The sequence below is a fragment of the Streptomyces noursei genome (assembly GCF_016917755.1).
Lineage (GTDB): Bacteria > Actinomycetota > Actinomycetes > Streptomycetales > Streptomycetaceae > Streptomyces > Streptomyces yunnanensis.
Genome location: NZ_CP070326.1, coordinates 5,784,654 through 5,797,680 on the forward strand (window position 1 = coordinate 5,784,654; position 13,027 = coordinate 5,797,680).

The 13,027-nt window shown below is 70.9% G+C and carries 13 protein-coding genes; 6 read left to right on the forward strand and 7 right to left on the reverse strand.

Annotated features, from left to right (window positions below; translation table 11 throughout):
- Positions 1-196 precede the first annotated feature (196 nt).
- Positions 197-1,108: an NAD(P)-dependent oxidoreductase gene (locus tag JNO44_RS25675; RefSeq protein WP_205366264.1), complete on the forward strand. Its 912-nt coding sequence runs from the start codon at positions 197-199 to the stop codon at positions 1,106-1,108.
- Positions 1,109-1,124: 16 nt separating this feature from the next.
- Here the strand turns inward: JNO44_RS25675 and JNO44_RS25680 are convergent, their stop codons facing one another.
- Entirely contained in the window at positions 1,125-3,551 is a 2,427-nt protein-coding gene (locus JNO44_RS25680; protein WP_205366265.1) for a cation-translocating P-type ATPase, read from the reverse strand.
- A gap of 141 nt (positions 3,552-3,692) precedes the next feature.
- Positions 3,693-3,956, reverse strand: a complete 264-nt coding sequence (locus tag JNO44_RS25685; RefSeq protein ID WP_039633730.1) for a DUF2530 domain-containing protein — start codon at positions 3,954-3,956, stop codon at positions 3,693-3,695.
- A 323-nt stretch (positions 3,957-4,279) separates the two neighbouring features.
- On the opposite strand from JNO44_RS25685, the gene JNO44_RS25690 reads away from it, so the two are divergent.
- Positions 4,280-5,752: an NCS2 family permease gene (locus tag JNO44_RS25690; RefSeq protein ID WP_205366266.1), complete on the forward strand. Its 1,473-nt coding sequence runs from the start codon at positions 4,280-4,282 to the stop codon at positions 5,750-5,752.
- Between the two features lie 65 nt (positions 5,753-5,817).
- Here JNO44_RS25690 and JNO44_RS25695 read toward each other — a convergent pair whose 3' ends face one another.
- Positions 5,818-6,018 (reverse strand): hypothetical protein, encoded by a 201-nt coding sequence (locus JNO44_RS25695; RefSeq protein ID WP_073445776.1) that lies wholly within the window; start codon positions 6,016-6,018, stop codon positions 5,818-5,820.
- 141 nt (positions 6,019-6,159) lie between these two features.
- Between JNO44_RS25695 and JNO44_RS25700 the strand changes: the two genes are divergently transcribed.
- From JNO44_RS25700 to thpR, 3 genes are read left to right on the forward strand one after another with little or no spacing between them, the layout of a single operon-like run.
- Positions 6,160-6,597 carry a MarR family winged helix-turn-helix transcriptional regulator gene (locus JNO44_RS25700; protein ID WP_067347913.1) on the forward strand — a complete coding sequence of 146 codons (438 nt, stop codon included), beginning with the start codon at positions 6,160-6,162 and terminating at the stop codon, positions 6,595-6,597.
- A gap of 28 nt (positions 6,598-6,625) precedes the next feature.
- Positions 6,626-8,071 carry an MFS transporter gene (locus JNO44_RS25705; protein ID WP_205366267.1) on the forward strand — a complete coding sequence of 482 codons (1,446 nt, stop codon included), beginning with the start codon at positions 6,626-6,628 and terminating at the stop codon, positions 8,069-8,071.
- A 43-nt stretch (positions 8,072-8,114) separates the two neighbouring features.
- Positions 8,115-8,681 (forward strand): RNA 2',3'-cyclic phosphodiesterase, encoded by a 567-nt coding sequence (gene thpR, locus JNO44_RS25710; protein ID WP_205366268.1) that lies wholly within the window; start codon positions 8,115-8,117, stop codon positions 8,679-8,681.
- Positions 8,682-8,887: 206 nt separating this feature from the next.
- Here the strand turns inward: thpR and JNO44_RS25715 are convergent, their stop codons facing one another.
- From JNO44_RS25715 to tnpA, 3 genes are all read right to left on the reverse strand, one after another.
- Positions 8,888-9,889, reverse strand: coding sequence for an aldo/keto reductase (locus tag JNO44_RS25715; RefSeq protein WP_205366269.1), 1,002 nt, complete (start codon positions 9,887-9,889; stop codon positions 8,888-8,890).
- Positions 9,890-9,931: 42 nt separating this feature from the next.
- Positions 9,932-10,612 (reverse strand): GDSL-type esterase/lipase family protein, encoded by a 681-nt coding sequence (locus JNO44_RS25720; protein WP_189861319.1) that lies wholly within the window; start codon positions 10,610-10,612, stop codon positions 9,932-9,934.
- Positions 10,613-10,691: 79 nt separating this feature from the next.
- Entirely contained in the window at positions 10,692-11,120 is a 429-nt protein-coding gene (gene tnpA, locus JNO44_RS25725; protein WP_205366270.1) for an IS200/IS605 family transposase, read from the reverse strand.
- A 55-nt stretch (positions 11,121-11,175) separates the two neighbouring features.
- Here tnpA and JNO44_RS25730 point away from each other — a divergent pair, with 55 nt between their 5' ends.
- Positions 11,176-12,393, forward strand: coding sequence for an RNA-guided endonuclease InsQ/TnpB family protein (locus tag JNO44_RS25730; protein WP_235094114.1), 1,218 nt, complete (start codon positions 11,176-11,178; stop codon positions 12,391-12,393).
- A 210-nt stretch (positions 12,394-12,603) separates the two neighbouring features.
- Here JNO44_RS25730 and JNO44_RS25735 read toward each other — a convergent pair whose 3' ends face one another.
- Positions 12,604-13,020 carry a PPOX class F420-dependent oxidoreductase gene (locus JNO44_RS25735; RefSeq protein ID WP_205366271.1) on the reverse strand — a complete coding sequence of 139 codons (417 nt, stop codon included), beginning with the start codon at positions 13,018-13,020 and terminating at the stop codon, positions 12,604-12,606.
- Positions 13,021-13,027: the final 7 nt, after the last annotated feature.

Genomic DNA, 13,027 nt, shown 5'->3' on the forward strand with positions numbered 1-13,027 from the left:
CGACGGTCCCCGGGCCCGCGGGGCGGGCGGTCGGCTCGGGGCTGGTGGGACGTACGGGGCTCATGGGGCGAGCGTACGGGCCGGCGGGGTGGCAGGAATTTGGTGCTGGGCGTCATTCCCGTCACTGTCGCCGACGGCTCCGCGGCTGCGAACGTAGCGGTACGTGATCTTGACGCAGGAGCAAGGGAGTTGTGGGATGCGCACGCAAGCTGACCGACCGGCCGTGACCGTCGTCGGACTGGGTTCGATGGGCTCGGCACTGGCCGGCGCGCTGCTGGACCGGGGGCACCCGACCACCGTGTGGAACCGTTCCCCGGGCAGGGCCGAGGCGCTGGCCGCGCGGGGCGCGCGGGTGGCCGGGAGCGTCGCCGAGGCGGTCGAGGCAAGTCCGCTGACCCTGGTGTGCGTCCTGGACTACCCGGCGGTGCACGCCGTCCTCGACCCGGTCGCCGGGAAACTCGCCGGCAAGCAACTGGTCAACTTCACCTCCGGCGCGCCCGAGCAGGCCCACGAGGCCGCGGCCTGGGCCGCCGGGCACGGCATCGGCTACCTCGACGGCGCCATCATGACCACCCCGCCCGGGGTCGGCAGCCCGGAGATGATGTTCCTCTACAGCGGCGAACGCGCGGTCTTCGACGCCCACCGCGCCGCCCTGGAGGCCCTGGGCGACCCGCTCCACCTGGGCGCCGACCCCGGGCTCGGGTCCCTCTACGACGCCGCGCTGCTGGGCCTGATGTGGTCCACCCTGACCGGCTGGCTGCACGGCACCGCCCTGGTCGGCGCCGGGCGGACCACGGCGGCGGACGGGGCGGCGCCCACCGCGGCCACCGCCTTCACCCCGGTCGCCGCCCGCTGGCTGACCGCGGTGACCGGCTTCATGAACACCTACGCCCCCCAGGTCGACGCCGGCCGTTACCCGGGCGACGACGCCACCGTCGACGTCCAGATCGCCGCGGTCGGGCACCTGCTGCACGCCGCGGCGGCGCGCGGGGTGGACACCGCGCTGCCGGAACTGCTCAAGGGGCTGATGGAGCGGACCGCCGCGGCCGGGCACGGCTCCGACAGCTACGCCAGCGTCATCGAGGTGCTGCGCGGCCCCGCGGCCTGACCCGGCCGGCCCCGGCTCACACCGGGAACCGCTTCCCCACCCACCGCCAGGCGACCTCCAGCAGCAGCGCCGCCACCGCCGCGATCGCCACCGCCGTCCACGGCATCGTCGTCCCCACCAGCCGCAGGGCGAAGAAGGTCTGCAGCCACGGCGTCGCCAGGACGGTCAGGAATCCCAGCCCCATCAGCAGCACCAGGCCGATCCGCCACCAGGTGTACGGGCGGGCGATGATCGCCAGGACGTACAAGGCGGTCAGGAAGAGGGTCAGGGTGGCGGCGCTGGTCTGCGCGGGGAGGGCGTCCGGGCCGGAGTAGTAGGCGCGGGCCAGCAGGTAGGTGGTGAACGCCGCGAGGCCGGTGATGAGGCCGGACGGGATGGCGTAGCGCATCACCCGGCGGACGAAGTGCGGGCGGGCGCGCTCCTTGTTCGGCGCCAGCGCCAGGAAGAAGGCGGGGATGCCGATGGTCAGCGTCGACAGCAGCGTCAGGTGCCGGGGCAGGTACGGGTAGGGGATCTGACAGACGGCCACCAGGATGGCCAGCAGCACTGAGTAGACGGTCTTGGTGAGGAAGAGGGTGGCGACCCGGGTGATGTTGCCGATCACCCGGCGGCCCTCCGCCACCACCGACGGCAGGGTCGCGAAGCTGTTGTTCAGCAGCACGATCTGGGCCACCGCCCGGGTCGCCTCGGAGCCGGAGCCCATGGCGACGCCGATGTCGGCGTCCTTGAGCGCCAGCACGTCGTTGACGCCGTCGCCGGTCATCGCCACGTGGTGGCCGCGGGACTGCAGCGCCCCGACCATGTCCCGCTTCTGTTGGGGCGTGACCCGGCCGAAGACGGCGCCCTCTTCGAGGGCCCGGGCCATCGCGTCGGGGTCGTCGTGCGGCAGGTGCCGGGCGTCCACTGGCGCATCGGCGCCGGGCAGCCCCAGTTTGCCGGCGACCGCGCCCACCGACACCGCGTTGTCGCCGGAGATCACCTTGGCCTGGACGCCCTGCTCGGCGAAGTAGCGCAGGGTCTCGGGGGCGTCCGGGCGCAGCCGCTGCTCCAGGACGACCAGGGCGGCCGGCCGCACCTCGTGGGCGACGTCGGGGTGGTCCAGCGGCCGGGTGGCGCCGGCCAGCAGCAGGACGCGCAGGCCCTGGGCGTTGAGCCGGTCGATCTCGGGCAGCGCCGGGTCGTCGCCGGGCAGCAGCACGTCCGGCGCACCCAGCAGCCAGGACGAGCGCTGCCCGCCGGGCTCCTCGAAGGCCGCTCCGCTGTACTTGCGGGCGGAGGAGAAGGGCAGGGTGCCGGTGCACCGCCAGGAATCGGGGGCCGGGTAGGCGTCGACGACGGCCTGGAGGGAGGCGTTGGGGTGCGGGTCGGAGGCGCCGAAGGCGCCGAGCACCTGCCGCAGGCGGGCCGGTTCGTGAGCGCCGTCGCCCAGGGGACGCAGCTCGCTGACGTCCATGCCGCCCTCGGTCAGCGTGCCGGTCTTGTCCAGGCAGACCACGTCCACCCGGGCCAGGCCCTCGATCGCCGGCAGCTCCTGCACCAGGCACTGCCGGCGGCCGAGCCGGATGACGCCGATGGCGAAGGCGACCGAGGTCAGCAGGACCAGCCCCTCGGGGATCATCGGCACGATCCCGGCGACCATCCGCCGGACCGCGGCGTCGACCGGCAGCCCCAGGGTCAGCAGGTGACTGCAGATCAGCCCCAGCGCGGTCGGGATCATCATCCAGGTCACGTACTTGAGGATCTGGCTGATGCCGGAGCGCAGTTCGGAGTGGACCAGGGTGAACCGGCTGGCCTCCTCGGCGAGCTGCGCCGCGTACGCCGCCCGGCCGACCTTGGTCGCGGTGAACGCGCCGCCGCCCGCGACGACGAAGCTGCCGGACATCACCGGGTCGCCCGGCTTCTTCAGCACCGGGTCCGCCTCGCCGGTCAGCAGCGACTCGTCGATCTCCAGGCCGTCGGTCTCCAGCACCTCGCCGTCGACGATCACCTTGTCGCCCGGACCGAGCTCGATGACGTCGTCGAGGACCACCTCGGAGGTGGGGATCTCGGCGGCGGTCCCGTCGCGGCGGACGGTCGGCCGGGCCTCGCCGATCAGGGCCAGGCTGTCCAGGGTCTGCTTGGCGCGCAGCTCCTGGAGGATGCCGATGCCGGTGTTGGCGATGATGACGAAGCCGAACAGGCCGTCCTGGATCGGCCCGACGATCAGGATGATCACGAAGAGCACGCCGATGATGGCGTTGAACCGGGTGAAGACGTTGCCGCGGACGATGTCCGCGGTCGAGCGGGAGGACCGCGCAGGGACGTCGTTGACCTCGCCCCTGGCCACCCGTTCGGCGACCTCGGCGGCGGTCAGGCCGCGCCGCGCCACCTCCAGGTCGGCCTCGCCGGCGCGCCGCCCGCCGGGCTCCGGTTGCTCGACTTCGGTCTGCGCCGGGTCCGTCATGCCCTAGACGTTACGGGCGAATTGCCCGCTTCACCCGCTGGCGGTCGACAGAAGCGGTGTGGGGGTTCTGTCCGGTTTCGCGGCAACCCCGGGCGGGTGGACGGCGTCCGGCCGCGGCCCGGAGGGAGGTGTGGGGGTGCGTCAGGAGGCGTCGGTCGCCGCGGCCGCCGCCCGCTTGATCGCGGCGTCCCGCTTGCGCACGTACCAGATGCCCAGCAGGCCGAGCCCGCCGCCGGCCAGGCAGGTCCACACGAGCCAGGTGCGGTCGTGGTCGGCGTACCAGCCGTAGAAGGGCAGCTGGGCGAGGAAGAGTACGAACCAGATGATGGTGCCGCCGGTGATCGTGCCGACGACGGGACCTTCGAGGGGCGCCGGGGCCGCGCGCAGTTCGGACTTCTTCCACATGGGGCTCAGCTTACGGGGCCGGGGGCGGTGTCGATCCGGGCCCGCCCCCGAGGGCGTTCCTCCGGGCCCCAGAAGGGTCTACGCGCGGAGATAGCGATCAACGAATTGTTTATTCATACTGAACCTTTCTGGAGCTGACTGGTTCGGATCGTTGATTCCTCCAATCTGATCCCTTCAGACTGTTCCAGTTCATTGGTTGCTCTCCCGCCGCCTGTGCGTGTCCCGGCCTCGGGCGCACCCGGTGGATCACGGCCGGATCCTGATCCATCGGGCGCAATCCCGAGATCCCGCGCCTGCCCCGGCCCGTACGACTGAGGTCCCGCATGTCGCCCTCGACCACCACGCCGGTCGACGCCCTGAAGAGTCCTGGCCCCCAGCCGCCCAAGAACGGCCTCGACCGCTTCTTCAAGATCTCCGAGCGGGGGTCGACGGTCGGCCGCGAACTGCGCGGCGGACTGGCCACGTTCTTCGCGATGGCCTACATCGTCGTGCTGAACCCGATCATCCTCGGTGCCGGCGTCGACAAATACGGCCACCACCTGGACAACGGCCAGCTGGTCACCGCCACCGCCCTGATGGCCGGTCTGGGCACGATCCTGATGGGCCTGATGGGCAACGTCCCGATCGCCATCGCCGCCGGCCTGGGCATCAACGCCGTGGTCTCGCTCCAGCTCGCGCCCAAGATGAGCTGGCCGGACGCGATGGGCATGGTGGTGCTCGCCGGCCTGGTGCTGATGATCCTGGTGGCCTCCGGGCTCCGGCAGCGGGTCATGGACGCCATCCCGGGCGGGCTGCGGCGGGCCATCGCGATCGGCATCGGCCTGTTCATCTCGCTGGTCGGCCTGGTCGACGCGGGCTTCGTCAGCCGCAACCCGGACGCCGCGCACACCACCGTCCCGCTCGGCCTGGGCCAGGGCGGTCAGCTCAAGGGCTGGCCGGTGCTGGTCTTCGTGCTCGGCCTGGCGCTGATGTTCGTGCTGACCGTGCGCAAGACCAAGGGCGCGATCCTGATCGGGATGGTCACCATGGCCATCGTCGCGATCATCATCAACGCGGTGGCGAACATCCCGGACGCGTCCTGGGGGCTGGCCGTCCCGAACGTCCCGGACAAGATCGTCGGCGCGCCCGACTTCGGGCTGATCGGGCACATCAGCCTCTTCGGCGGCTTCAAGGAAGTCGGCGTGCTGACCGGCTGCCTGTTCGTCTTCACCGTCCTGCTGTCCGGCTTCTTCGACGCGATGGGCACCATCATCGGCGTCGGCGAGGAGGCCGGGCTGCTGGACAACGAGACCGGCAACCTGCCGAACATGGGCCGGATCCTGATGGCGGACGGCATCGCGGTCGCCGGCGGCGGCTTCGGCTCGGCCTCCGCCAACACCTGCTTCGTGGAGTCCACCGCCGGCGTCGGCGAGGGCGCCCGCACGGGCCTGGCCAACCTGGTCACCGGCGGACTGTTCCTGCTCGCGCTGATCTTCACGCCGCTGGCGACGGTCGTCCCCTCGCAGGCCGCCACGCCCGCGCTGCTGGTCGTCGGCTTCCTGATCATGGCCTCGAACGTCCGGGACATCGACTGGAGCGACTTCACCGTCGCGATCCCGGCGTTCCTGACCATCGCCACGATGCCGTTCACCTACAGCATCACCAACGGCATCGGCATCGGTGTGCTGGCCTTCATCCTGCTGCGGGCGGCCACCGGCCGCGTCAAGGAGATCCCGTGGCTGCTGAACGCGGTCGGGCTCTGCTTCCTGGTCTACTTCCTGCTCAACCCGATCGAGCAGGTGCTCGGGGTGAAGTAGCGGGAGGGCCGGCGCGCAGCGCCGTCTCCTGGGGGTGGAGGTCGGGCGACGGGCGGGCGGACCCCTTACGAGGGTCCGGGCGCCGGCCCCCAGCCGTGCAGCTGCTCGGTCGCGTCGACCGAGCTCGACAACCGTTCATCGAAGTCCTCGCGGATGAGCGTCCGGACCACATAGTCCTGGACGCTCATTCCGCGTTTTGCGGCGTGCTGCCCAAGGCGCTCCAGCAGCTCCCCGTCCACGCGCAGGCTGAGCACTCTCGATCCCATACCGACACGGTCCCTGCACGGCGCGGTCAGGTGTGTCGCTTTCCGCGACGTCCTCACTCATACGGGTGATCCCGGGGTGCTCCCCGGAGGGCCCCGGACCGCCGCTTTCCTTAGAAAGGCTAATGAGCTATGCTAAAGACCATGCCGGAACTGTCCAACGGCGTCGACGCTGATGCCGTGAACGCGCTGCGGTCCGCCGTGATGCGGCTGTCGCGCCGTCTGAAACACCAGCGGGTCGACGAGTCGCTGAGCCCCACCGAGATGTCGGTGCTCGGCACCCTCGCCCGATGCGGTCGCGCCACCCCCGGCGAGCTGGCCCGCAAGGAGCACGTCCAACCGCCGTCGATGACCCGGATCGTGGCGATGCTGGAGGCCAAGGGGCTGGTCCGGCTGGAGGCGCACCCCGACGACCGCCGGCAGAAGGTGGTCACCCAGACCGAACAGGCCGAGGCGATGCTCGAGGAGAGCCGCCGCAAGCGCAACGCCTGGCTCGCCGAACTGGCCTCCGGGCTGGACGAGGACGAGTGGGCCAAGCTGCGGGACGCCGCGCCCGTACTGGAGAAACTCGCGCAGCTGTAGACCCCAGGCTTAAGGAGGCGAACCCACTTTGAGTACGGGAAACGGAGCACCCTCCGCACCCGCACCGAACTCCCACAACGACACGGTCACCGACGACGCGACCGCGACCACCCCGGGCCCCACCGAGGCCCCCGGTGTCGCCACCGGCCACGCCGCCACACCGCGCACGGGCATGTTCAGCTCCCTCCGCATACGCAACTACCGCCTCTTCGCCACCGGCCAGGTGGTCTCCAACACCGGCACCTGGATGCAGCGCATCGCCCAGGACTGGCTGGTGCTCAGCCTCACCGGCTCGTCCGGCGCGGTCGGCATCACCACCGCGCTCCAGTTCCTGCCGATGCTCCTCTTCGGCCTCTACGGCGGCGTCCTCACCGACCGCTTCGCCAAGCGCAAGCTGCTGCTGTGCACCCAGTCCGCGATGGGCCTGACCGGCCTGGCGCTGGCCGGCCTCACCCTCAGCGGCCAGGTGCAGGTCTGGCACGTCTACGCCGGCGCCTTCCTCCTCGGCCTGGTCACCGTCGTCGACAACCCGGCCCGGCAGGCGTTCGTCTCCGAGATGGTCGGCCAGCGCGACCTGCGCAACGCGGTCAGCCTGAACTCCGCCAACTTCCAGTCCGCCCGGCTGATCGGGCCGGCCGTCGCCGGCGTCCTGATCACCGCCTTCGGCAGCGGCTGGGCCTTCCTCTTCAACGGCCTGTCGTTCCTCGCCCCGCTCACCGGCCTGCTGATGATGCGCACCGCCGAACTCCACAAGGTGGACCGGGTCCCGCGCAGCAAGGGGCAGCTGCGGGAGGGCCTGGCCTACGTCCGCCAGCACCCCGAACTGATCTGGCCCATCGTCCTGGTCGGCTTCATCGGCACCTTCGGCTTCAACTTCCCGATCTGGCTGACCGCCTTCACCTACAAGGTCTTCCACGCCGGCGCCGGTACGTACGCGCTGTTCAACGGCCTGATGGCGGCCGGTTCGCTGATCGGCGCGCTGCTCGCGGCCCGCCGGGCCGGCTCCCGGCTGCGGATGCTGGTCGGCGCCGCACTGGTCTTCGGCCTGCTGGAGTGCGTGGCCGCCCTGGCGCCGGGCTTCTGGGTCTTCGCGGCGCTGCTCGCCCCGATCGGCATGGTCGGCCTGACGATCAACGTCACGGCCAACTCCAGCGTCCAGATGGCCACCGACCCGGCGATGCGCGGCCGGGTGATGAGCCTGTTCATGATGGTCTTCATGGGCGGCACGCCGCTGGGTGCGCCGCTGGTCGGCTGGGTCACCGACACCTGCGGCCCCCGGGTCGGCTTCCTCGCCGGCGGGGTGGTCTCCATGGCGGCCGCGGCCCTGGTCGGCCTGTTCCTGGCCCGGTCCGGCGGACTGCGGCTCAAGATCGACCTGCGGCGCGGGCACCAGCACGTGGCGTTCGTCCCGCGGATGCGCGCCACCGGGGCGCCCGACGAGGCACCGGAGAAGAAACTGACGGCGGCGGCCTAGGGTTCGCCGGGCACGGCGGCGGTCCGGGGGCAACACTGGCCCCATGAGACTCTTCGCCGCCGTGCTGCCCCCGGCCCACTCGCTCGGTCAACTGGCCACGGAAGTGGGGCAGTTGAAGAAGCTGCCGGGCGCCGAACGGCTGCGCTGGACCGGGCACGACGGCTGGCACTTCACCCTCGCCTTCTACGGCGAGGTGCCCGAGGACGCCCTGCCCGAGCTGCACGAGCGGCTGGCCCGCGCCGCCCACCGGCACGCCCCCTACGAGCTGCGGATCGCCGGCGGCGGCCGGTTCGGCGACCGGGTGGTGTGGGCCGGGGCGGACGGCGACCGGCCCGCCATGCGGCACCTCGCGGACGCCGCCGAGGCCGCCGGCCGCCGGATCGGCCTGCGGATGGGCGAGCACCGCCCGTACACCCCGCACCTGACCCTCGCCCGGAACCGCACCGGCCGACTGGACCTCGTCCCGTACGCCACCGCCCTGTCCGAGTTCGCCGGCAGCCCCTGGACGGTCGAGGAGATCGCCCTGATGCGCAGCCACCCGCCGGCACCCGGGGTGCCGGGCGCCCAGCCGCACTACGAACCGGTCGCGCGCTGGCCGCTGGGGCGCTGAGCCGGGCCCGGGCGCCGCACCCGCCGGGCCGGTGCGGCGCCGGGTTCCGCCCCGGTTACGCTCAAAGGGTGGATCCCAAGACCCGTAACCGGATCATGTCCGGGCTGCTCGCCGTGCTGCTGATCGTCGTCGTCGTGGCGGCGGCCCTGCGCTGACCCCGCCCGCCCGACCCACCCGGCTCACCCGGCTCACCAGGCCCACCCGGCTCACCAGGCGAACGCCTCCGGCGACGGCCCGGGTCCGGGGAAGACCTCGTCCAGGCCCGCCAGCAACTCCGCCGGCAGCTCCAGCTCCACCGCGCGCAGTGCGGAGGCGAGCTGGTCGGCGGTGCGCGGACCGACGATCGGGCCGGTCACCCCGGGCCGGGTGAGCAGCCACGCCAGCGCCACCTCGCCCGGCACCAGGCCGTGCTTGTCGACCAAGTCCTCGTAGGACTGGATCCGCGCCCGGATCGCCGAGTCGGCCAGCGCGTTCGCGGACCGGCCGGAGGCCGAGCGGGCCGCTCCGGTGCCCTCCCGCTCCTTGCGGAGCACGCCGCCCAGCAGCCCGCCGTGCAGCGGCGACCAGGGGATCACACCCAGCCCGTAGCCCCGGGCGGCCGGGATGACCTCCATCTCGGCCCGCCGCTCGGCGAGGTTGTACAGGCACTGCTCGCTGACCAGGCCGTACGAACCCCGGCGCGCGGCGGCCTCGTTGGCCTGTGCGAGGTGCCAGCCGGCGTGGTTGGAGGAGCCCGCGTAGAGGATCTTCCCCTGCTGGACGAGGACGTCGATGGCCTGCCAGATCTCGTCCCAGGGCGTGTTCCGGTCGACGTGGTGGAACTGGTAGAGGTCGATGTGGTCGGTGCCCAGCCGCTTGAGGCTGGCGTCCACCGCCCGGCGGATGTTGAGCGCGGAGAGCTTGTCGTCGTTGGGCCAGACCCGCTCGCCGTCCGGCCCCATGTTGCCGTACACCTTGGTGGCCAGCACGGTCTTCTCCCGCCGCCCGCCGCCGCGGGCGAACCACGAGCCGATGATCTCCTCCGTGCGGCCCTTCTCGGCGCCCCAGCCGTAGACGTTGGCGGTGTCGAAGAAGTTGATGCCCGCGTCCAGCGCGGCGTCCATGATGTGGTGGCTGTCGGTCTCGTCGGTCTGCGGCCCGAAGTTCATCGTCCCGAGGACGATGCGGCTGACCTTGAGTCCGGTGCGTCCCAGCTGCGTGTACTCCATGGTCGTCCAGCCAAGCCGTTGGAGTCCGCTCGAAGCAAGGGTTCAGTGGAGGTACGGGCCGCCGATCTCCCACGCCTGGTGCATCGCGTCGGCGAACGCGCCGGCCAGCAGGTGCTCGCCCGGCGCCGATGGGTGGGTGCCGTCGTAGGTGGACCCGTCGATCCGCCAGTCCGCCGGCTCGGAGGCCAGCAGCAGCGGCGAGCCCGGTGTGGAGAGGTCGGCCACCGCTTTCGCCAGCAGCTCGTTGAAGCGCGTGCACTGGGCGCCGAAGTCCGCGTCCACCAGCGCCCGTACGTTGGGTATGACCGGCATCAGCACCGCCCGGACGTGCGGTCGGGCGGCCCGCGCCCCGGCCACGAAGCGCCGCACGTTCTCCGCGGTCTGCTCCGGGTCGGTGTAGAAACCGAGGTCGATCAGCCCCAGCGAGACCAGCAGGGTGTCGGCCCGGTGCGCGCGGACCGCGTCCTCGATCAGCGGCGCCATGTGCAGCCAGCCCTCGCCCCAGCCGGCGAGGTGACGCCGCGCCTTCGCGGGGAAGGCCGGGTCGGCGTAGGCGACCGAGTCCGCGGCGTCGGTGGCGGGGTCGTACAGGGTGTCGCGCGGTCCGACGAGCTGGTACGGGCCGGGGTAGGTCGCGTTGAGGTGCTGCCACATCCGGTAGCGCCACGTGAAGTCGCCGGAGCTGCCGATCGTCATCGAGTCCCCGACGCACATGATCCTCATCCGGCAATGATGGCCGAGAACGCTACCGCCGGGTACGTGACGCTGGCCACGCCGCCCCGGCCGCATCGCTTGGGAATGCTCATACGGGGCGCTGCTGGTTCTCGATGTACTGGCGTACGGCGGTCAGCGGTGCCCCGCCGCACGAGCCGGCGAAGTACGAGCGGGACCAGAACCGGCCGTGCATGATGGCGCTGTCGACTTGCTCGGAGTGCTCGTTGCGCAGGCGCCTGGAGCTGACGCCCTTGAGGCTGTTGACCAGCTTGGACAGGGCGGTTTTCGGCGGGTAGTGCACCAGGAGATGCACGTGATCGGTTTCGCCGTTGAACTCTTTCAGCTCCGCCTCGAAGCCCGCGCACACGTCGCGCATGATCTCTTCGCAGCGTTCCAGCATCTGGGACGTGAATACACCGCGCCGGTACCTGGTGACAAACACCAAGTGTGCGTGAAGGTTGTAGACCACGTGTGCTGACCTTCTGACATCGGGTGCTGATTCCCATCGAGGTGACATGCGCCAATGCTAGTGTGACCTCTGGGGCAATCAACAAGTGTGAGGGGGTGGGGAGTTGAAGCGTCAGCGTGGACATAAGGCGCTGCTGTCTCTCACCTCCGAGCAGGCGAGGAAGCTGGATGACCAGGGCCACGCCGCCCGAACCCTGTGGAATCTCCTTCATGACTGGTGGGTGATGGCGCCGAAATGCCGACGCTCCCTCGCGGCAGCGGATCGGGCGATCCGGCAGGCCCGCAAAGAAATCGCATGGCTCGGGGTCCTCCCGGCTCAGGCCGCGCAACAGGTGCTCAAGCAGTACCACCGGGCGTGGGTCAACTGTTGGGAAGGCCGCGCATCGGCCCCCAACTTCAAGTCCCGCATCCGTACCCGCATGGCCGTGGACGTTCCGCAAGGCCGGGATTTGCAGGTCAAGCGCTTGTCCCGGCACTGGGGGCAGCTGTGCATTCCCAAGATCGGTCTTGTCCGCTTCCGCTGGACCAAGGCCCTCCCCGTCGGCAAGCGCGCCGACAAGCTCAATCGCATCACCGGTGCTCGCCTCGTGAAAGAGGCGCACGGCTGGCACATCGTCTTCCGCGTCCAAACAGAGGTGCCCGGATCGGAACCGCACACGGGAGCGCTCGTCGGCATCGATCGGGGCGTCGTTGTTCCCCTTGCCTTGTCCGACGGCACCAACCGTGAACACGGCCCCTGGCTCACCCCGGGCGAAACCGATCGCCTGCGCCGTCTGGAGAAGGCCGCCGCCCGCAAGCGACGCCACTGCACGCCAGGCGAACGCAACAGCAGCCGCCTCACCCGCACCTATGACCAGATCGCCCGGCTCCGCGCAACAGCCACGCGCCGCGCCCGCGACTGGCAGCACCAGACCACCACCGACCTCGCCGACACCTTCGCAGTGGTCGGGGTGGAAGACCTGGCCATCACCAACATGATTAAGTCCGCCAGAGGAACCGCGGAAGCCCCTGGCAAGCACGTTCGTCAAAAGGCCACGCTGAACCGTGCGATAGCTGGGGAGGCATGGGGTCGGACCGTCGAGCTGCTGGCGTACAAGCTCGCCGACCGAGGCGGCCACCTGGTCAAAGTCCCGGCTCCAGGAACCTCCCTGCGCTGCTCGGCTTGCGGCTTCACCACTCCCGGAAGCCGGGAGACCCAAGCGGGCTTCGTCTGTAAGGCCGCCAGCTGCGGATACGAAGACAACGCGGACACCAATGCCGCACGCAACATCAAACACGCCGCCGGGCAGGCGGTGTCAGGACTGCTGAGCCCTCGCCGATAGGCAGGCTGTGAAGCGTCAACCGCCCAGCCGACCGCACCACGGCTCGGATGGGAGTCCATCCCCGTTCACGGGGATGGAGGATGTCAATGGACCCACAACGACAGCGACGATGGCCCGTGTGTCTATGTCGTTGCCCCCGTACCGGCCGCACGGGTCTGACTCGACAGTAAGAAACAGGGTGGCGCGGTGCTCTACGAAGGCCACCCCGGGCTACCCTGGCGGCTGCTCGTCCTCGATCAGCCGCAGCTCGTAGTGGAGCGTCGGCTCCCGCCGCAGCCGGTGCACGAGCGGCACCACCAGCCCGTGGATCAGCGGGTACTTGCGCGTCAACGACCGTTCCGCGCGCCGGTATTCACGGGTGGCCGGGTCCAGCAGCCGGGCCCGGGCCCGGACGGTGGGACCGGTGGGCCTGCCGCGCCAGGTCGAGGCGCAGAACTCCACCTCGGGGAAGTTCCGCATCCGCCTGACCTTCCAGGCGCTGCCGAAGGTGCGGAAGTAGACGTGGTCGCCGTCCACCGCGAAGTTGACCGGGGTGTCGATGCCGGTGCCGTCCTTCTTGTACGTGGTCAGCAGGATCGTCCCCTGGTCTTCGAAGGGGGCGAGGCCGGGGCTGGGAGAGGTCCGCATGCCTCCA